20 protein-coding genes, 1 pseudogene and 2 riboswitches are annotated in these 17,687 nt (G+C 64.7%); of the genes and pseudogenes, 16 read left to right on the top strand and 5 right to left on the bottom strand.

Annotation, left to right across the window (positions count from 1 at the left end):
• Positions 1-304: 304 nt before the first annotated feature.
• On the bottom strand, positions 305-1,033 hold the full coding sequence (locus BMX78_RS21705) for a hypothetical protein (protein WP_502686319.1): 729 nt from the start codon (positions 1,031-1,033) through the stop codon (positions 305-307).
• A 266-nt stretch (positions 1,034-1,299) separates the two neighbouring features.
• Between BMX78_RS21705 and BMX78_RS21700 the strand changes: the two genes are divergently transcribed.
• The 6 genes from BMX78_RS21700 to BMX78_RS21675 all read left to right on the top strand — a co-directional run bounded on the left by BMX78_RS21700 (position 1,300) and on the right by BMX78_RS21675 (position 4,423).
• Positions 1,300-1,704 carry a VOC family protein gene (locus tag BMX78_RS21700; protein ID WP_091424420.1) on the top strand — a complete coding sequence of 135 codons (405 nt, stop codon included), beginning with the start codon at positions 1,300-1,302 and terminating at the stop codon, positions 1,702-1,704.
• The gene (locus tag BMX78_RS21695; protein WP_091424418.1) at positions 1,701-1,982 is read left to right on the top strand and encodes a winged helix-turn-helix transcriptional regulator; all 282 of its coding nucleotides are present in this window, start codon (positions 1,701-1,703) and stop codon (positions 1,980-1,982) included. The genes BMX78_RS21700 and BMX78_RS21695 overlap by 4 nt, the downstream gene beginning before the upstream one ends.
• A 66-nt stretch (positions 1,983-2,048) precedes the next feature.
• On the top strand, positions 2,049-2,948 hold the full coding sequence (locus tag BMX78_RS21690) for a phosphotransferase (RefSeq protein WP_091424415.1): 900 nt from the start codon (positions 2,049-2,051) through the stop codon (positions 2,946-2,948).
• A gap of 65 nt (positions 2,949-3,013) precedes the next feature.
• Positions 3,014-3,283 (top strand): PEP-utilizing enzyme, encoded by a 270-nt coding sequence (locus tag BMX78_RS21685; RefSeq protein WP_286139216.1) that lies wholly within the window; start codon positions 3,014-3,016, stop codon positions 3,281-3,283.
• Positions 3,280-3,885 carry a hypothetical protein gene (locus BMX78_RS21680; RefSeq protein WP_170850912.1) on the top strand — a complete coding sequence of 202 codons (606 nt, stop codon included), beginning with the start codon at positions 3,280-3,282 and terminating at the stop codon, positions 3,883-3,885. The genes BMX78_RS21685 and BMX78_RS21680 overlap by 4 nt, the downstream gene beginning before the upstream one ends.
• 115 nt (positions 3,886-4,000) lie before the next feature.
• Positions 4,001-4,423, top strand: coding sequence for a hypothetical protein (locus tag BMX78_RS21675; RefSeq protein WP_139205066.1), 423 nt, complete (start codon positions 4,001-4,003; stop codon positions 4,421-4,423).
• 64 nt (positions 4,424-4,487) lie between these two features.
• Here BMX78_RS21675 and BMX78_RS21670 read toward each other — a convergent pair whose 3' ends face one another.
• The 3 genes from BMX78_RS21670 to BMX78_RS21660 all read right to left on the bottom strand — a co-directional run bounded on the left by BMX78_RS21670 (position 4,488) and on the right by BMX78_RS21660 (position 5,669).
• On the bottom strand, positions 4,488-4,844 hold the full coding sequence (locus BMX78_RS21670; protein WP_091424410.1) for a DUF5655 domain-containing protein: 357 nt from the start codon (positions 4,842-4,844) through the stop codon (positions 4,488-4,490).
• A gap of 60 nt (positions 4,845-4,904) precedes the next feature.
• Positions 4,905-5,189: a DUF427 domain-containing protein gene (locus BMX78_RS21665; protein WP_091424407.1), complete on the bottom strand. Its 285-nt coding sequence runs from the start codon at positions 5,187-5,189 to the stop codon at positions 4,905-4,907.
• A gap of 120 nt (positions 5,190-5,309) precedes the next feature.
• On the bottom strand, positions 5,310-5,669 hold the full coding sequence (locus BMX78_RS21660) for a VOC family protein (protein WP_091424405.1): 360 nt from the start codon (positions 5,667-5,669) through the stop codon (positions 5,310-5,312).
• Between the two features lie 47 nt (positions 5,670-5,716).
• Here BMX78_RS21660 and BMX78_RS21655 point away from each other — a divergent pair, with 47 nt between their 5' ends.
• From BMX78_RS21655 to BMX78_RS21640, 4 genes are all read left to right on the top strand, one after another.
• The gene (locus BMX78_RS21655; protein WP_091424402.1) at positions 5,717-6,013 is read left to right on the top strand and encodes a hypothetical protein; all 297 of its coding nucleotides are present in this window, start codon (positions 5,717-5,719) and stop codon (positions 6,011-6,013) included.
• 33 nt (positions 6,014-6,046) lie between these two features.
• Complete coding sequence (locus BMX78_RS21650; RefSeq protein WP_091424400.1) at positions 6,047-6,361, top strand: ArsR/SmtB family transcription factor; 315 nt, start codon at positions 6,047-6,049, stop codon at positions 6,359-6,361.
• Complete coding sequence (locus BMX78_RS21645; protein WP_091424397.1) at positions 6,358-6,765, top strand: SRPBCC family protein; 408 nt, start codon at positions 6,358-6,360, stop codon at positions 6,763-6,765. Before BMX78_RS21650 ends, BMX78_RS21645 begins: the two co-directional genes overlap by 4 nt.
• A gap of 115 nt (positions 6,766-6,880) precedes the next feature.
• Positions 6,881-7,306, top strand: a complete 426-nt coding sequence (locus BMX78_RS21640; RefSeq protein ID WP_091424395.1) for an ester cyclase — start codon at positions 6,881-6,883, stop codon at positions 7,304-7,306.
• An 87-nt stretch (positions 7,307-7,393) separates the two neighbouring features.
• Here BMX78_RS21640 and BMX78_RS21635 read toward each other — a convergent pair whose 3' ends face one another.
• A complete protein-coding gene (locus BMX78_RS21635) occupies positions 7,394-9,268 on the bottom strand; it encodes a Na+/H+ antiporter (protein ID WP_091424392.1) in 1,875 nt (624 codons plus the stop codon).
• A gap of 182 nt (positions 9,269-9,450) precedes the next feature.
• A riboswitch (glycine riboswitch) is annotated at positions 9,451-9,548 on the top strand.
• A gap of 1 nt (position 9,549) precedes the next feature.
• Positions 9,550-9,657, top strand: a riboswitch (glycine riboswitch).
• A gap of 52 nt (positions 9,658-9,709) precedes the next feature.
• On the opposite strand from BMX78_RS21635, the gene gcvP reads away from it, so the two are divergent.
• From gcvP to BMX78_RS21605, 6 genes and pseudogenes are all read left to right on the top strand, one after another.
• Entirely contained in the window at positions 9,710-12,601 is a 2,892-nt protein-coding gene (gene gcvP, locus BMX78_RS21630) for an aminomethyl-transferring glycine dehydrogenase (RefSeq protein ID WP_091424390.1), read from the top strand.
• A gap of 4 nt (positions 12,602-12,605) precedes the next feature.
• Positions 12,606-13,739, top strand: coding sequence for a glycine cleavage system aminomethyltransferase GcvT (gene gcvT / locus BMX78_RS21625; protein WP_091424386.1), 1,134 nt, complete (start codon positions 12,606-12,608; stop codon positions 13,737-13,739).
• Positions 13,740-13,980: 241 nt separating this feature from the next.
• Positions 13,981-14,364, top strand: a complete 384-nt coding sequence (gene gcvH, locus BMX78_RS21620; protein ID WP_050053607.1) for a glycine cleavage system protein GcvH — start codon at positions 13,981-13,983, stop codon at positions 14,362-14,364.
• Positions 14,361-15,695, top strand: coding sequence for a serine hydroxymethyltransferase (gene glyA / locus BMX78_RS21615; protein WP_091424384.1), 1,335 nt, complete (start codon positions 14,361-14,363; stop codon positions 15,693-15,695). Before gcvH ends, glyA begins: the two co-directional genes overlap by 4 nt.
• 261 nt (positions 15,696-15,956) lie before the next feature.
• Positions 15,957-17,384: an L-serine ammonia-lyase gene (locus BMX78_RS21610; protein ID WP_091424382.1), complete on the top strand. Its 1,428-nt coding sequence runs from the start codon at positions 15,957-15,959 to the stop codon at positions 17,382-17,384.
• A 13-nt stretch (positions 17,385-17,397) separates the two neighbouring features.
• A pseudogene (locus BMX78_RS21605) lies at positions 17,398-17,687 on the top strand (lipoyl synthase); the annotation flags it as partial.

Here is a 17,687-nt window from a genome sequence, read left to right as displayed (position 1 = left end):
CAACTTCATCGAGTACTACAATCACCACAGGCCCCACACCGCACTCAAAGGCGCCTCACCGGTCAGCCGTGTCACCAACCAACCGGGTTAGTACAGCTAGTTGACCATTACGCCAAGCAATGCAGCGGATGGGAAAGGTCCTCTTGCAGGCACCCGAATTTTTCCCCCAATTCAACTTGATGTGTCTCGTAGCCTCAGTGTTGCGAAATCCAAGGGTTTCGAGGCATTGAGGCTACAAGACACCGAGGTGGGTTCAGAGAAGGAGTCGGCGTCCGCGGGCGGGATCGCCTATCGCATCAGCTGGTCACTTGTCGGACTTGAACACGATCGAGTCGAAGACGGCTCGTGCCTCTCTCGTCAGCTCCGGATTGATGGGTGGGCGGTACTGGGCCACCCAGATCACCGCGCGCTGGCCGTTCAGGTCGACCACCCGGTAGGTTTCGCGTTCATTCTGAGTCGAGTACCAGCGTCCGCATTCGTATGCGGATGATGAGTGGATGCAGAGCCTTTTGCCATCGCAGGCTGTGATCTCCACGTCGCCCTCGACCGAGTGGTCGAACTCGAAGCCGGAGTAGTCGCCCACCATGACCTTGACGGCGGGGGTACTCACGGTGGACTTCTGCGCCGCCATGGCGTCAACGAAGGCCAAAGGCGACGGATCGACCTCGGCGAGGGCGCCCACCCACTCGCAGGCGTCCGTCGGCACATGGTCGACGGGCCACCAAGCCACGTAGACGGCCGCGTCCCCCGGATGATCCGGGTCGTTCTTGCCCAGGGTGTCACCGCTTTCACTCGACCAGCCGTCTGGGACAGTGATCTCGAATGGCGCCGTGTAGCCAGGGGCGAGGACGAGGTATGTGCCGGCGTCGATGGCGCCATTCTCCGGCAGCAGTGGGACCGTGCGAGTGTCGCCACTCTCCGGCGGCGGTGGGACAATGCGAGCCTCCGTAGTGGGAGAACTGGCGGACGGGAGGGAGACGTCGTTGGATTCATACTCGCACCCGCCGAGACATCCAATCAGTGCGATAGCCACCAAATACACCAGATGGCGCGAACGCTGAGCGGCCTTTTCGAGAGGTGTCATGGAGCTCATCGATCCACCAGGCCGCTACAGAGTGCTGTGAGGCCCTGCAGCCGGCTGGCCCCGCGGGCGGCCCCTGATGGGATGCCGTCGCCTCAAGTCTCCTCCGGCACAGAACCCGTGACAATGAAGAGTGGTACGGATATCAGTTTGAACTCATTGCAATCTCCTGCGGCTGAGGGCTTGACGCCATACTTGCATTTTGCAAGTATGGCGTCATGAGCCTTTTCATCACCTGCCCCGTAGAGAATGTTGAGCGCGCCACCGCCTTCTATTCCGCCCTCGGCTGGACCCTCAACGCCAAGATGTCCGACCACAACGTGTCATGCTTCGAGATCGCGCCCGAGCAGTACGTCATGCTCGGCAGCCGCGAGATGTACGCGAGCATCGGCGGCGCCGAGGAGCTGGTCGGCGGACCCGACACCCCCTCGAAAGTCACGGTCTCATTCGACCTCGGCAGCCGCGAGGCGGTCGACGAGCTCACCGAACGCGCCGGCGCCGCCGGCGGGCGGATCGGTGACACCGACGACTACCCCTTCATGTACCAGCGCCAATTCGACGACCCCGACGGCTACCACTACTCGCCGTTTTGGATGAAGCCGGACACCGATCCGACCGCGTGAGCAACCTCGCCGCGGCCCTCGACATCGTCGGAGCGCGGTGGGCCCTGCTCCTCGTGGAGCGGCTGCTCGACGGGCCACAGCGCTACGGCGATCTGCAGCGCGATCTCGGAGTGCCGACCAACATGCTTGCGACCCGCCTGCGCGAGCTCGAGGCTGCCGGCGTCCTGTCCCGCCTGCCCCTCCGGCACAACACCCGGGCCTACGCGCTGACCGATCGCGGGCTCGCCTTGCGCGAGGCGATCGACGCGCTGGCACGCTGGGGCAGCGAGGCACCTTGAGCGAGGTCGGAACCATGGCGCCAACTGCCAGGGAAAGATCCGGCGTGGACGCGTTAGTCTGCTGGGATGGAATCCTGGCACCGGAACCGGCTTAGTGCCGGACAAGCCGAGTTCGTGGAAACCCGGCTCCCGGGCGTTCGATTCCTCAATGATCTTTCGTGGAACCTCGTGGATACCGCTGTGCTTGAAGTGGCGCACGGACAGGGTAGGTACGTCATCAAGGCAGCGGGACCTTCCAACCGTCACATACGGCGTGAACTAGACGCTCATGAGGCCTGGACAGAAGCCTGGGCCCGCCAGGAGCGGGCACCCATACTCGTACACGCCAACCCTTCCTTGAACCTCCTGATAACGGAGTATCTGGAGGGTTACCTGGTGGAGGGAAGCGCAGCTGAATATGAGAGCGGCACTTACCTGCAAGCCGGGCAGCTTCTGCGTGAGTTCCAGGCCCAAACTGTTCGGACTGACTCGCGGTATGAGGCGGCAGCTACGGAGAAAGCGATGGCCTGGCTGGAGACGCCCCACCGCATTGAAGAATCTGTGGCAGGGAAAGTGCGGGGCGTACTCGCCGCATACCGGCCGGAACCGGTGCCGGTGGTGCCGACCCATGGAGACTGGCAGCCACGCAACTGGCTCATGAACGGGGCTGAGTTAAGAGTCATAGACTTCGGCCGGTTTGAATTCAGGCCGGCCATCAGCGATTTCTGCCGCCTGGCTGTGCAGCAATGGCGGACCCGTCCCGAGCTGGAGGCGGCCTTCTTTGAGGGATATGGTTCAGATCCGCGAGGGAGCAGACTCTGGAATATAACGCTGCTGCGTGAAGCCGTCACCACCGCCGCCTGGGCTTTCCAGGTCGGCGACCGCGAGTTCGAGAAACAAGGCCACCGGATGCTTGCTGATGCGCTCGCAAATTACAGAACAGGCTCCTCCCCGATGCTGCCGGCCCAACCCGGTAATTTTGGTTGATGACTTCCATTGGAACCGGCGCCAGCCCCGGGACTGCCTGCGGTACGGCTAGGACGGTGCATAGCGTGGATGAATTTTCGACAGTGATGCCCGGCGATATCCTTGTCTGCCGGACCACTGACCCTGCCTGGACACCGCTATTCGGGCTGGCCGCTGCAATCGTCACGGAAACAGGCGGGATGCTTTCGCACGCCGCTATCGTGGCTCGCGAATACGGCATTCCGGCTGTTTTAGGGGTAGCCGGCGCCCTCCACCTTTTCCCGGCCGGCACCACCATCGTGGTCGACGGAACCCAGGGAACCGTCACCGAAGCGCCGTCAAAGGTTCTGCGATGAGCTCGAACCAGCCCACAATGCTGCTCACCCTCCACTCCATCCGGCTTCTCGGCTTCGCCGACACTGGGGCAGTTGCGCAAAGGTTTGGCCAGGATTCCCAACAAGTCGAATCTCTTCTCATCGAAGCCGGCTCGAAGGGGTGGGCCGCACGCTCCTCGTTCGGAGGCTCGCGGGGGTGGTCCCTGACTGTCGCCGGAAGGACGGAAAACGAGCGGCTACTGGCCGGGGAACTTGAAGCGGCGGATGCACGTGCCGCGGTCACGTCCGTGCACTCGGAGTTTGTGCCCCTGAACACGGATGTCGTCGCGGCCTGCAGCCAGCTTCAGCTCGACCGGCTCTCCCGGGAGAACCAGCAAAATGACGGGATGGACCACCGGACGAATCAAACCTTTACGGACGCCGTGGCATCCTTCCGCGGCCTGGAAGCCCGCCTGGCTGGAGCGTTGCCGCGGTTTAGCGGATATACCCAACGCCTCGAGCAGGCGGTGGCAAACGCAGCCACGGAAACAGCCTGGCTAATCGCCACAGACCGTGATTCCTTTCATCGCATTTGGTTCGAGTTCCACGAGGACCTGATCGCCACTCTCGGCATGCAGCGATAAATACCGCACCCCCGCCGGACCAGAAAGGGCTATTGGGTTCCTCATGCATAAGGAATAGTGCGATAGATCACCGGGGGTAAAAGTGGCGAAGAACAGGTGTTTGCCGAATATTGCAATGGCTGCTTTTCTTGTGGCCGTTCCGGTCACGGGATGCGGCGCCAAAGAGCAACCGGGAGGCGAGAACCTACAAGGATTCAGCTCCATGGATGAGGCTTACACCGCCGTCAATGACGTCCTTGGCTGCGAAGCTGATCCTGTTGGTGATCCAATTGTTCCAATGGGCGATGGCATCAGGCTGGCCTCGGCGCAGAAATTATGCTTTGAAAAGGTCCAGATAGACCTTTTTGCAGATGAGAAAGCATTTCGCGAAACCTACCAGATCTTGTCTGACTCCAACCAAGGCAAAATCCATCTAGTCCATGGGAAGAATTGGATGGTTGTCGACTTCACTGAAATAGCCACCGGCCAACCGTCAACGAGGGACATCGAACGCCTGGTTAAGGAGCTCAATGGCGAGTACGTCATCGTCGGCACTTAGTGGAACCGGACAAGATCAGCTTGAGGAAAGCGACGATCCCGGCGCCTATGAAGCAGCCGACTGGTCAGCGTTGCTTCCGGCCCCAGGCGGCTGAATCTTCAAACCAGCCGAGGGCGGCAACAGACTCAACGTCGGCTGGGGTGCGTACTTCCACCTGGTGGGTGTACTTATCGTGACGAAACGGGATGACATTACGGACGAACGCGGCATGGTGCTCATCCCACATGTCCATGGTCAGAAGCGCTTTGCTCTTCGAGATGGGGGTGAGCCACGTGAACTTACGCGCCGCCCCGTAACTTACCTGGGTTCTTGAAAACTCTTGGACGATGTCGTCACCCAGCCCGGACATCCGCGCTGAAAGCGCATCATAGATCGCCGTGAGCGCGCCGGGGAAAAGCTGCTGTGCATCCACAATCACCATGGTGGCCTACTTGACCTGACGACGGCGGGAGGTTCCGCCGTCGTCCGTTGCCTTTTGTACTTAAGCCTCGATGGTGACCCCGCGCCAGAACGCGATCCGGTCCTCGATTTGCTTTGCCCGCGGCTTCGTTTCCGGGTAGTACCAGGCCGCGTCCACGTTCAGCTTTCCGTCTACTTCGAGCGTGTGATAGCTGGCCCTGCCCTTCCATGGGCAGATGGAGTAGAGGTCGCTGTCCCTGAGATAGTCGGGGTTGACGGCTTCGCGCGGGAAGTAGTGGTTGCCTTCCACCACCACGGTGTCCGTGGATTCGGCGATGACTTTTGCGTTCCAGATAGCCCTGGCCATGTGTTCCCTTCCGTAAGCGCCGCCGCGTTCAAAGGCGGCGCGGGTCGTAGGGATGTCAACGGCATGGCGGACAGGAATGTTCCCGGGCGTCAGCGTCGAAGAACACGTTCGACGGCGGTCCTACCGCGGACTCTTGTCGATGACGCAGAACCTGTTCCCGTCAGGATCAGCGAGCACGATGAAGTCTGGGTCTTCCGGATACAGGTCCCAGTCCACGCGCTGGGCGCCGAGTGCGACCAGCCGTTCCACCTCAGCGCTCTGGTCGTCCGCATACAAATCCAGATGGATCCGGGGATGTTCCTGGACCGGCGTCTCGCTCCGCATCAGTGACAGCTGCGCTCCAGGCCCCGACGCCGGCGCAAGGGTTACCCAGGTCTCGTCACCTTGCTCCCGCGGGACATAGCCCAAGGCTTCGTGCCAGAAATCGGTGGCGGCGGCAATGTCGTTGACGCCGAGGACAATCGTTCCGATAGTCAACATCCGCCCAGCCTAATCCCGGCTGCTGCGGCCCGGCTAGACTCGCTTCCATGGGGGAAAACAATGCTGCCGAGCAGCCGAACACGCCAAAAAGAGTCAAAGTCCGTGCCGCCGTCGTGCCTCTGGCGGGCTTCGCCGCGGTGCTGGCAGGCGGGCTCATCGCCTTCCTGAACAGGGATTACGTGGGCTGGTTCGCGTATGCACCGCTCAGCAGTACGCCGTTCAGTGCCAACGGCGCTGCCCTGATAACCCAAGGAACCCAGATCGGCGTGGCAATAGCCGTGGTGGGGCTGCTCCTGCTCGCCTTCTGGGCAGGGCACCGGATCGGCCGGAGAAGTCCCCGCTAGATATGTCGGAAATTTCCGACATTTACTGATCCTGTGCTTCCTGACGTATTCGGCGCTGTCTCCAACCCGGCCAGGCGCGTCATCCTGGACGAGCTGCGCCAGGGTCCCCGGACAGCGGGCGAACTCACCGGGCTGCTGAACCTCAGCCGTTCCGCAGCGTCCGAACACCTGGCCGTCCTCCGGGAGGCCGGGCTGGTCAGGGAAGAACGGCGCGGCCGCAACCGGCTGTACCACCTCCAGCCGCAAGGCCTCGCTGATATCGGCGGTTGGGTGAAGCACTTCGAGCACTACTGGAACCGGCGCCTCGACGCGCTGGCAGAACTTCTGGACGAGGAGAAACCGTCATGACTGAGAACGCCATTCGGCTCGAGCGCCGCTATCCGCACCCCGCGGAATCCGTGTGGGCCGCACTGACTACGCCGGAACTGCTGGCCCGCTGGTGGGCGCCCGGTGACATGGCGCCGGTCGTCGGCCACCGCTTCACCATGGACATGGGCTCCTGGGGCCAGCAGCAGTGTGAAGTCCTCACCGTGGACCCCGGCACCTCCATCAGCTTCCTCTTCTCAGAAGGCATGCTGGACACCACCATCACCTGGCGGCTCGAGCCGGTGGACGGCGGCACCATCCTCCACCATGAACACGCCGGCTTCCGCCTCGACACCCCCATGGGCAAGCAGGCCATTGAAGGCATGGGCAACGGCTGGCCCGGACTGCTGGAACAGATTGACGGCGTCCTCGCCGGCGTCTCCTGACCTTCTACCGGAGTGCCGATTGGGGACTTACAATGGGCCCTCCACGGCACGCTTGTAACGGCGACACCTGATCCCATCCGAGCGCGAAACCCCGTGTACAAAAGGGAGGCCTGCCTTGGGAACTGAGGACAACAAAGAGCTCGTGCGCCGCTTCTACGCCGAGATCGACGCCGGGAATATCGACGCGATGGATGACCTGGTGGCGGAAGACTATCTCGACCATCACCCGCCGTTTCCTGGACTGCCGGCAGGACGCGAAGGACTGAAGCAGGCCTTCCGCATCTTTCTTTCGGCTACGCCTGGCGTCCACGAGATTGAGGACCAGGTTGCAGAAGGGGACAAGGTGGTGACCAGGCTGACAGCTACCGGGCGGCATGTGGGCGAGCTTCCCGGACCGCTGCCTCCCACCGGCGCCCAGCTGAGGGAGACTGCAGTGGCCATCCATCGGATCCAGAATGGAAAGATCGTGGAGCACTGGTCTGACCGGGACGATCTTGGGCTGATGCAGCAGCTCGGCGTAATCCAACTGCCCGGGGCTTAGCCCCTTGAAACCTTCAGGTGACCGAACGACGGCGGGACCTTCCCGCCGTCGTCCCCTCACGGGAGCAGGCCGCACCTCAGCGGGCCATCACCCCAGCAGGTCGTCCTGATAGCACCAGCGCCAGTCCTCGCCCGGCTCGATGCTGCGCATGACAGGGTGCCCGGTGGCTTGGAAATGCCTTGACGCGTGCGTTCCGGGCGAGGAGTCGCAGCACCCCACTTGCCCGCAAGCCAGGCACATCCGCAGGTGCACAGTAGTGGTTCCTTCCCGAAGGCAGTCAGTGCAGAATGCGTTCCGTGGCGCCTCAAGGGGCCGGGCCTGCTCGAGATGCCCGCATACCCCGCCGGGCCGCGCGATGCCTTCGCCGCCGCCCTCGCCGGACGCATCCACCTCGTCCAGCGCCACGTCCAGCATCGATTCCTCAACATCCAGCCGCTCCAGGACATCGCTGAGGACCTCCTGCGCGTACTCGCCGCCGCGCCGCAGATCCAGCACCTTGGCCCGTTCGGCCTCCAGCATGGCAAGCCGCAACCGGGCATAACGCTCGCTGGGAGTGGCCGTCTCCGCCGACGGCCGGCCCAGCCGTTCCCACGCCGCCAGCCCGCGCTCCTGCGTGCGCCGCTTCAGCATGGCCACCACCTCCGGCGGGTCGTCGTCCGTCCGCAATTCCTGCAGCCGGGTCACGCCGGCAGCGGTGGCGAGCTGCATCAGCGACGCCTTGTTCAATGCATCCTCGCGCTGGTCGGGGCCCTGGACCCGCAACAGCCGGACCAGCGCCGGGAGGGTGAAGCCCTGCAGCGTCAGCGTGCCGCCCACCACCACAAGGGCAGCGAGGATCAGCACTGAACGGTGCTCCAGGTCCTCGGGCAGCACCAGCACCGCGGCGAGGGTGACCACCCCACGCATCCCGGCCCAGGAAACAATCGCCGGGAACTGCCAGGGCGGCGACGGATCGCTGCGCCGCACCGCCGGGATAAGGCGGGGGAGGTAAGTGGCCGGGAACACCCACACCGGCCGGAGCACCAGCACCGCCAGCAGGATCAGCGCGCAGCCCGCCCAGATCCGGCCCGCACCCAGGGAATCGTCCTGGACACCTTCGATGATGGTCCGGACCTGGAGCCCGATCAGCAGGAACACCGAGTTTTCCAGCAGGAACTGCACGGTGTTCCAGTTGCTGCGCTGGCTCAGCCGGGCGGCACCGTTGGGCATGGACGGCGCCTTTGTGCCCATCACCAAGCCAGTAACGACGACGGCGAGCACCCCGGAAGCGTGGATGGCCTCGGCCGGCAGGTACGCCACAAAGGGGGCGGCCAGGGACGTGGAAGTGTTGATCGCGACGTTCCGGATCCGCTTGCGCAGCATGGTCAGGACGTAGGCCGCGGCCAGGCCCACCACCAGACCGCCGCCCACGGCGAGCAGGAAGTCCCCGGCGATCCCGGCCGCGGACACTGACCCGGAGATCGCAGCGATCGCTGCCCGGAGGCAGATCAACGCGGTGGCGTCGTTGACCAGGGATTCGCCTTCCAGGATGGTGACAATCCTGCGCGGCATCCCCACCTTCCGCGCGATGGATGTGGCAGCCACCGCATCCGGCGGCGCCAGCACCGCACCCAGGGCGATCGCTGCGGCCACCGGAATCTCCGGAAACAGCCACCAGACCACCAGTCCCACCGTGATGGTGCCGAAGATGACATAGCCCACCGAGAGCAGGCCGATGGCGCGGCGGTTGGAACCGAAATCGAACAGCGACGTCCGCAGCGCCGCGGCGTACAGCAGCGGCGGCAGCAGGCCCACGAGGACCAGTTCCGGGTTCAGTTCAATGTCCGGAACAAACGGGAGGAAAGAACCGATCACGCCCGCCAGCACCAGCAGCAGCGGCACCGAAATGTTCAGCTTCCGGCCCAGCGCACTTCCGGCGCACACCACCGCAACGAGAACCAGAAGTCCCAGGGCGATCTCCATTCGGCCATTATCTCAGGCCCCGCGAAGGGTGTCCCCGCCGGCGCCCCCTAACGCTCAGGGGAGGGGACGACGGCGGGACGTGCCGCCGTCGTCCGTCCTCCTGGCTGGGAGGCGCCGTTTTGCTTCCTGCCCGCGACTCCTGTAAGGTGTGAGCCGTGTCACCCACCAGTGGCACATGCTGATGATCTGCGGCGGGAGAGTCCTGCCGGTACGTTCTGCAGGCGCCGTAGGAGCAAATCCTCCCCAGGAATCTCTCAGGCCCACGTACCGCCGCGGCAAGGCAACTCTGGAAAGCAGTCCGGGCAACCGGGCTCACCGACGGTGCAAGCGGCGCCCTGCAAAACAGCAGGACAACGCAAAACTCTCAGGTCCAATACAGAGCGGGGAGGAACCCGAATCAACGTGGTGCTTCGGCACCACCTGAATTATGGAGTTCCTCTTATGACGGTTCAATCGTCCCCCGCCACCTTCGCAGACCGCCATATCGGCGCGCGCCGCCAGTCCGACATCGACACCATGCTCAAGGCCGTCGGCTACGACACCCTGGATGGCCTCGTTGACAGCGCAGTCCCGGATTCCATCCGCCAGGACAAGCCGCTCACGCTCGAGAGCGCGCTCAGCGAAGTCGAGGTCCTTGCCGAGCTCCGCAAACTCGCCGGCAAAAACAAGATGGCCGTGCAGATGATCGGCCAGGGCTACTACGACACCGTGACCCCGCCGGTGATCCACCGAAACATCCTCGAGGCCCCCGCCTGGTACACCGCCTACACCCCGTACCAGCCTGAAATCTCGCAGGGCCGGCTTGAGGCGCTGCTTAACTTCCAGACCATGGTGCAGGACCTCACCGCACTTCCCGTGGCCAACGCCTCCCTGCTGGACGAAGCCACCGCCGTGGCAGAGGCCGTGCTGCTGATGCGCCGGGCCAACAAGAACAAGACCGCTAAAGACGGCAAGACCGTCCTGGACGCCGACCTCCTCCCGCAGACCATCGCCATCGTGCTGGGCCGCGCCGAAGCCCTCGGCTTAGAGGTGGAAATCGCCGATCTTACGGCCGGCCTGCCCGACGGCGATATCAATGGCCTGGTCCTCCAGCAGCCCGGCGTTTCCGGCCGCGTCTGGGACCAGACCGCGGTCATCGCCGAGGCCAAGGACCGCGGCGCGCTGGTTACCGTCGCCGCCGATCTGCTGGCCCTCACCCTGATCACGCCTCCGGGCGAGCAGGGGGCGGACATTGCCGTCGGCTCCACGCAGCGCTTCGGCGTGCCGTTGTTCTTTGGGGGACCGCACGCCGCGTACATGGCCGTCCGTGACGGCATGGAGCGCACGCTTCCCGGCCGCATCGTGGGCGTGTCCAAGGACAACGCCGGTGTCCCCGCCTACCGCCTGGCCCTCCAGACCCGCGAGCAGCACATCCGCCGCGAGAAGGCCACCTCCAACATCTGCACCGCGCAGGCGCTGCTGGCCATCGTCTCGTCCTTCTACGCCGTCTACCACGGCCCCGACGGCCTGAAGGCGATCGCCGAAACCGTCCACAACAACGCCCGCGCCCTGGCCACCACGCTGCAGATCGCCGGCCGCGAACTGGTCTCCGGCACCTTCTTCGACACCATCACTGTCCGCGTGCCCGGCAAGGCCGCCAAGGTGATCACCGCCGCCGAAGCCCGCGGCATCAACTTGCGCCTCATCGACGCGGACACAGTTGGCGTGTCCGTCGATGAAACCACGACGCCGGAGGTCCTCTCCGCGGTTGTTGTCGCCTTTGGTGCCGGTCCCGTTGCGTCTGCCGAGGGTTTCGAGCTGCCGGCGTCCGTGCAGCGCACCTCCACCTACCTGCAGCACCCGGTGTTCAACACCCACCGCTCCGAGACCCAGCTGCTGCGTTACATCCGCCGGCTCTCCGACCGGGACCTGGCGCTGGACCGCACCATGATCCCGCTGGGCTCCTGCACCATGAAGCTGAATGCCACCGCAGAGATGGAAGCCATCTCCTGGCCGGAATTCGCCTCCATCCACCCGTTCGCTCCGGACTCCCAGACGGCCGGCTGGCGTGAACTGATCTCCGGCCTGGAAGCCGACCTCGCCGAGATCACCGGTTACGACCAGGTGTCCATCCAGCCCAACGCCGGTTCCCAGGGCGAGCTCGCGGGCCTGCTCGCAATCCGCGGCTACCACCACTCCCGCGGCGATCAGCAGCGCAACGTCTGCCTCATCCCGGCATCGGCGCACGGCACCAACGCCGCCTCCGCCGTCCTGGCCGGCATGAAGGTTGTTGTCGTCGCTACTGCTGCCAACGGCACCATCGACCACGCCGACCTGCAGGCCAAGATCGAGGCCCACAAGGACGTCCTCTCGGCCATCATGATCACCTACCCGTCCACCCACGGTGTGTACGATTCCGACGTCCGCGAGGTTTGCGATGCGATCCACGCGGCCGGCGGCCAGGTGTACGTTGACGGCGCGAACCTGAACGCCCTCGTTGGGTTGGCACAGCCGGGCAAGTTCGGCGGCGACGTGTCCCACCTGAACCTGCACAAGACGTTCTGCATCCCGCACGGCGGCGGCGGACCCGGCGTTGGACCGGTTGCCGCCAAGGCCCACCTGGCACCGTTTATGCCGGGTGATGCGAACAACGCTTCTTCCGAAAACGCCGAGGCTGGGCACGGTGTTGCGATTTCCGCTTCGCGCTTCGGTTCCGCCGGTGTTCTGCCCATTTCCTGGGCGTACGTGAAGCTGATGGGCGGCCAAGGCCTCACCGAGGCCACCAAGTCCGCGCTGCTCGCTGCGAACTACGTTGCCGCCCGCCTGGACGAGCACTTCCCGGTCCTCTACACGGGTGAAAGCGGGCTGGTGGCGCACGAGTGCATCCTCGACCTGCGCGACCTGACGGCCAAGACCGGCGTCACGGCCGAGGACGTGGCCAAGCGCCTCATCGACTTCGGTTTCCATGCACCCACGCTGTCCTTCCCGGTGGCCGGCACCCTGATGGTGGAGCCCACCGAGTCAGAGGACCTCGCGGAGATCGACCGCTTCATCGAAGCCATGATCATCATCCGCCAGGAAATCGACCAGGTGGCCGCCGGCGATTTCTCCGTGGAGAACTCACCGCTGCGCAACGCACCCCACACGGCAGCCGCCGTCGTCTCCTCTGATTGGGATCGTTCCTACCCGCGCGAGCAGGCCGCTTTCCCTGTGGCCTCGCTCCGCCAAGACAAGTATTTCCCGCCGGTAGGCCGCATCGACGGCGCCGCAGGTGACCGCAACCTGGTCTGCTCCTGCCCTCCGCTCTCCGAGTTCGAGGTTTCGACAAGCTCAACCATCGGATTGGAAGGCTAATCCCATGACTGAGAACTACACCGCGCTGTACGAGCAGCACAAGATTGCCGGCGCTTCCTTCACCGACTTCGGCGGCTGGCAGATGCCCCTGAAGTACAGCTCCGAACTGGCCGAACACCACGCCGTGCGCAACGCCGCCGGCCTGTTCGACCTCTCCCACATGGGCGAAGTCTGGGTCACAGGACCCGACGCCGCAGCCTTCCTGGACTACGCGCTGACCGGCAAACTGTCCGCCGTGGCCGTGGGCAAAGCCAAGTACTCGCTGATCTGCCAGGAAGACGGCGGCATCATCGATGACCTCATCACGTACCGCCGCGGGGAGCAGAAGTACCTGGTGGTCCCCAATGCCGGCAACGCTGCGGTGGTTGCCGCGGCCCTGGTCGAGCGTGCTGCCAACTTCGACGTGAGGGTGGAAGACGTGTCCGCCCAGACGTCGCTGATCGCCATCCAGGGACCAAACGCCGAAGCGATCCTGCTGAAGCTGGTCCCCGCCGGGCAGCACTCCCTGGTAACCGAGCTGAAGTACTACGCGGCTGTGGAGGTAGGCATCGCCGTCAACGGTACTGTCCAGGAGCTGCTGCTGGCCCGCACCGGGTATACCGGCGAGGACGGCTTCGAGATCTACATCCCTAATGAGGACGCCGCCGGCCTGTGGGAGGCCCTGCTGGAAGTCGGCTCCGACCAGGGGCTCATCCCCGCCGGCCTGGCGTGCCGGGACTCGCTCCGCCTCGAAGCCGGCATGCCGCTCTACGGCAACGAGCTCTCCCGCGAAGGAAACCCCTACGCCGCCGGACTGGGTGCTGTTGTGTCGCTCAAGAAGGAGTCGGACTTCGTGGGCAGGGCCGTGCTGGCGGAGCTCAAGGAACTGGGCGCCGGGTCCACCTCGGGCCGCAAGCTCGTGGGCCTCAAAGGCCTGGGCCGCCGCGCCGGCCGCAGCCACTACCCGGTCCTCAAGGACGGCACAGTGGTGGGCGAGGTAACCTCAGGCCAGCCAAGCCCCACCCTCGGCTACCCGATCGCCCTGGCCTACGTCGACGTCGAACACTCCACACCAGGCACCGCCCTGGACATCGACCTCCGCGGCAAGGCAGAGCCGTTCCAAGTAGTAGAGCTCCCGTTCTACAAACGCCAGAAGTAACGCTCTTGCGTGACGCCGGGGCTGACATCCTCTGCGTGCTGCTCCTTCGTCGCTTTGACGCACGCTGCCGGATGCCAGCCCCGTCGTCCCCATTGGTACCCCCGACGCTGCATCACTTTTCGCAGGGTTTAACGGAACGCTCTCTCACTTGATGCGGGTTTTAGCCAAACGCTCTCTCACTTGATGTGGGTATTGGGCTGACGCTCTTTCACTTTTCATACACCTACCTAAGGAAATACACATGGCAAAAGTTGTTGCTGAACTTAAATACTCGGCCGAGCACGAGTGGGTTGCTGTTGATGGGTCCGGGCCTACCGGCGTCGGCATTTCCGCTGTGGCTGCCGAAGCCCTGGGCGACATCGTCTACGTGGACCTGCCCGAGGTTGGCTCCACGGTGACCGCGGGGGAGACCTGCGGCGAGGTGGAATCCACCAAGTCGGTCTCAGACCTCTACGCACCCGTCACTGGCGAAGTGGTGGAGATCAACGACGAAGTGGTCTCCGATCCCGCCCTGATCAACAACGATCCGTACGGCGCCGGCTGGCTCTTCAAGGTGGCCGTCACCGAAGAGGGCCCGCTGATGTCCGCTGAAGAGTACGCCGCAGCGAACGGCGGCGAACTGTGAGCGCCACCGGTGCCGCAGGCACCAGCACAGTCGCCTTCGAGCAGGTAGTCTCCCCGTCCCTGGACGCGAACCTGTCCGCCCTGGACCCGGAGATCGCGGCAAAGATCGACGACGAACTCACCCGCCAGCGCGACGGCCTGGAGATGATCGCCTCCGAGAACCACACCGCGGTCGCCGTGATGCAGGCGCAGGGCTCGGTCCTTACCAACAAGTACGCCGAGGGCTACCCGGGCAAGCGCTACTACGGCGGCTGCGAGCACGTGGACGTCATCGAACAGCTCGCCATCGACCGGATCAAGGCGCTCTTCGGCGCGGAGTTCGCCAACGTGCAGCCGCACTCCGGCGCGCAGGCCAACGCCTCGGTGATGCACGCGCTGATCAAGCCGGGCGACACCATCATGGGCCTGAACCTGGCCCACGGCGGCCACCTCACCCACGGCATGAAGATCAACTTCTCCGGCAAGCTCTACAACGTGGTGCCGTACGGCGTCCGCGAAGACACCCACACGGTGGACATGGCCGAGGTGGAGCGCCTGGCCCAGGAGACCAAGCCCGCGCTGATCGTGGCAGGCTGGTCCGCCTACGCCCGGCAGCTGGACTTCGCAGAGTTCCGCCGCATCGCCGACTCCGTCGGCGCCTACCTGATGGTGGACATGGCGCACTTCGCCGGGCTGGTGGCCGCGGGGCTGCACCCGTCGCCGGTGCCGCACGCGCACGTCACCACCTCCACCACACACAAGACCCTCGCCGGTCCGCGCGGCGGCATCATCCTGACCAACGACACCGGCATCGCCAAGAAGATCAACTCGGCGGTGTTCCCGGGCCAGCAGGGCGGCCCGCTGGAGCACGTGATCGCCGGCAAGGCCGTGGCGTTCAAGATCGCCGCGTCCGCCGAGTTCAAGGAACGCCAGGAGCGCGTCCTGGCCGGCGCCCGGATCCTGGCCGGGCGCCTGGTCCAGCCCGACGTCAGCGCCAAGGGCATCAGCGTGGTCTCCGGCGGCACCGATGTGCACCTGGTCCTCGTCGACCTGCGCAACTGCGAACTCGACGGCCAGCAGGCCGAGGACCGGCTGGCAGCCATCGACATCACGGTGAACCGCAACGCCGTCCCGTTCGACCCCCGCCCGCCGATGGTCACCTCCGGCCTGCGGATCGGCACCCCGGCCCTGGCCACCCGCGGCTTCGGCGAGGACGCCTTCCGCGAGGTTGCGGACATCATCGCCGAGGCATTAACAGCCGACGCCGACGAGGACCTTTCCGGCCTGCGTCACCGCGTCGACGCATTGGCATCGGCACATCCGCTCTATCCCGGCGTCGCACCACTTTCCTGAGCCCGGTTACGTCCGCGACGGCGGACCGGACTTTTCACGCGTGCTGCTCCTTCGTCGCTTTGACGCACGCTTTCGAAAAGCCCGGCTCCACCGACGCTCGCGGTTCCGTCGCCTTGGTAACGGACCCTCGGAGGTGGTGGGGCATCCGGCAGCATGCGTCTAAGGGAGAGTCACGTCCGCGCAGCGGGCGTCTTCGCGACTGAGCATGCAGAGGATGTCCCGGCACCTCCACCCCGACCAGAACTTAGTTAGGAAACGCGCATGGCTGTTGGAGTCTTTGACCTCTTTTCGATAGGGATTGGCCCTTCCAGTTCCCATACTGTGGGGCCGATGCGGGCTGCTGCCGTCTTTGCCGAGGAGCTCAAAGGCCTGGGCAAGCTCGCGGACGTGGCCTCCCTGCGGGTGGACCTGTACGGGTCGCTCGCGGCGACCGGCCACGGGCACGGCACCATGACCGCGATCCTGCTGGGGCTGGAGGGTTTCCATCCGGAGCTGATCCTGCCGGACGAGGTGGAGGAACGGCTTGCCGCGATCGCCGACACCGGCACCCTGCAGTTGGCTGGCGCGGTCGCGCTGCCTTACGGGGTGAAGGACATGGTGCTGCGCCCGCTGACCGTCCTGCCCCGGCACACCAACGGCATGACCTTCACCGTGTCCGACGCCGACGGCAACGTCCTGCACACCGCCACATTCTTCTCCGTGGGCGGCGGCTTCATCGTCCGCGAAGGCGAGGAAGACGCGGCGCAGCAGGAACTCGAGGAGTCCAAGAAGGAACTGCCGCTGCCCTTCCGCACTGCCGCCGAACTGCTGGAGCACTGCCGGGAAACCGGTCTGGGCATCAGCGACGTGATGCGCGTCAATGAGGAGGACAGCCGCACTCCCGAAGAGATCCGCGCAGGCCTGCTGCATATCTGGTCGGTGATGGAGGACTGCGTGCAGACCAGCCTGAAGCGCGAAGGCGTGCTGCCCGGGGGACTGAAGGTCCGCCGTCGTGCCCCCGACTGGTACGACAGGCTGAAGAAGGAAAGCTCACGGCCGGACGGCGAAGGCCAGGACCAGGACTTCTATGACCAGAAGTATTGGCAGGAGTGGGTTAACTTGATCGCTTTGGCGGTCAATGAGGAGAACGCCTCCGGCGGCAGGGTAGTTACCGCCCCCACGAACGGTGCGGCCGGAATCATCCCGGCGGTCCTGTTTTACGCGCTGCACTTCGCGCCGGGGATGGAGAACGCCTCGCAGGAGGACCGCGACGACGTGGTGGTTAAGTTCCTGCTCGCTGCCGGCGCCGTCGGGGTGCTCTACAAGGAGCAGGCGTCCATCTCCGGCGCTGAGGTGGGCTGCCAGGGTGAGGTGGGTTCGGCGTCGTCGATGGCGGCGGCGGGCCTGGCGGAGGTGATGGGCGGCACCCCGGCGCAGGTGGAGAACGCGGCGGAGATCGCGATGGAGCACAACCTGGGCCTCACCTGCGATCCGATCGGTGGGCTGGTGCAGGTGCCGTGCATCGAACGGAACGCGATTGCCGCGGCGAAGGCGATCAACGCCGCAAAGATGGCGCTCTGGGGCGACGGCTCCCACCGCGTTTCGCTGGACGAGGTCATTGTCACCATGCGCGAGACCGGCAAGGACATGAGCTCCAAATACAAGGAAACGGCCATGGGCGGCCTCGCCGTCAACGTCGTCGAATGCTGAAGGAAGTACAGAAATGACATTGGCACCTGAGGGCCGGAAGCTTTTGCGCGTTGAACAGCGTAATTCTGCTGTTCCGGTGGAGCGCAAGCCGGAGTGGATCAAGGCCAAGGTCCAGATGGGCCCCGAGTTTGTCGGGCTCAAGAACCTGGTGAAAAAGGAAGGCCTGCACACTGTGTGTGAGGAGGCCGGCTGCCCCAACATTTTTGAGTGCTGGGAGGACAAGGAAGCCACGTTCCTGATCGGCGGGTCCGAGTGCACGCGCCGGTGTGATTTCTGCCAGATCGATACCGGCAAACCGTCCCC

It is taken from the genome of Arthrobacter sp. OV608, assembly GCA_900110595.1.
Lineage (GTDB): Bacteria > Actinomycetota > Actinomycetes > Actinomycetales > Micrococcaceae > Arthrobacter.
This window is presented reverse-complemented; position numbering and strand designations above follow the sequence as displayed.

What these genes read in the sequence shown, in the direction of transcription:
- BMX78_RS21660 (WP_091424405.1), bottom strand. Translation starts at nt 5,669, where the DNA reads ATGTTGACTATCGGAACGATTGTCCTCGGCGTCAACGACATTGCCGCC.
- gcvH (WP_050053607.1), top strand. Translation starts at nt 13,981, where the DNA reads ATGGCAAAAGTTGTTGCTGAACTTAAATACTCGGCCGAGCACGAGTGG.
- BMX78_RS21610 (WP_091424382.1), top strand. Translation starts at nt 15,957, where the DNA reads ATGGCTGTTGGAGTCTTTGACCTCTTTTCGATAGGGATTGGCCCTTCC.
- gcvP (WP_091424390.1), top strand. Translation starts at nt 9,710, where the DNA reads ATGACGGTTCAATCGTCCCCCGCCACCTTCGCAGACCGCCATATCGGC.
- BMX78_RS21700 (WP_091424420.1), top strand. Translation starts at nt 1,300, where the DNA reads ATGAGCCTTTTCATCACCTGCCCCGTAGAGAATGTTGAGCGCGCCACC.
- BMX78_RS21655 (WP_091424402.1), top strand. Translation starts at nt 5,717, where the DNA reads ATGGGGGAAAACAATGCTGCCGAGCAGCCGAACACGCCAAAAAGAGTC.
- BMX78_RS21635 (WP_091424392.1), bottom strand. Translation starts at nt 9,268, where the DNA reads ATGGAGATCGCCCTGGGACTTCTGGTTCTCGTTGCGGTGGTGTGCGCC.
- BMX78_RS21690 (WP_091424415.1), top strand. Translation starts at nt 2,049, where the DNA reads ATGGAATCCTGGCACCGGAACCGGCTTAGTGCCGGACAAGCCGAGTTC.
- gcvT (WP_091424386.1), top strand. Translation starts at nt 12,606, where the DNA reads ATGACTGAGAACTACACCGCGCTGTACGAGCAGCACAAGATTGCCGGC.
- BMX78_RS21675 (WP_139205066.1), top strand. Translation starts at nt 4,001, where the DNA reads ATGGCTGCTTTTCTTGTGGCCGTTCCGGTCACGGGATGCGGCGCCAAA.
- BMX78_RS21670 (WP_091424410.1), bottom strand. Translation starts at nt 4,844, where the DNA reads ATGGTGATTGTGGATGCACAGCAGCTTTTCCCCGGCGCGCTCACGGCG.
- BMX78_RS21645 (WP_091424397.1), top strand. Translation starts at nt 6,358, where the DNA reads ATGACTGAGAACGCCATTCGGCTCGAGCGCCGCTATCCGCACCCCGCG.
- BMX78_RS21680 (WP_170850912.1), top strand. Translation starts at nt 3,280, where the DNA reads ATGAGCTCGAACCAGCCCACAATGCTGCTCACCCTCCACTCCATCCGG.
- BMX78_RS21665 (WP_091424407.1), bottom strand. Translation starts at nt 5,189, where the DNA reads ATGGCCAGGGCTATCTGGAACGCAAAAGTCATCGCCGAATCCACGGAC.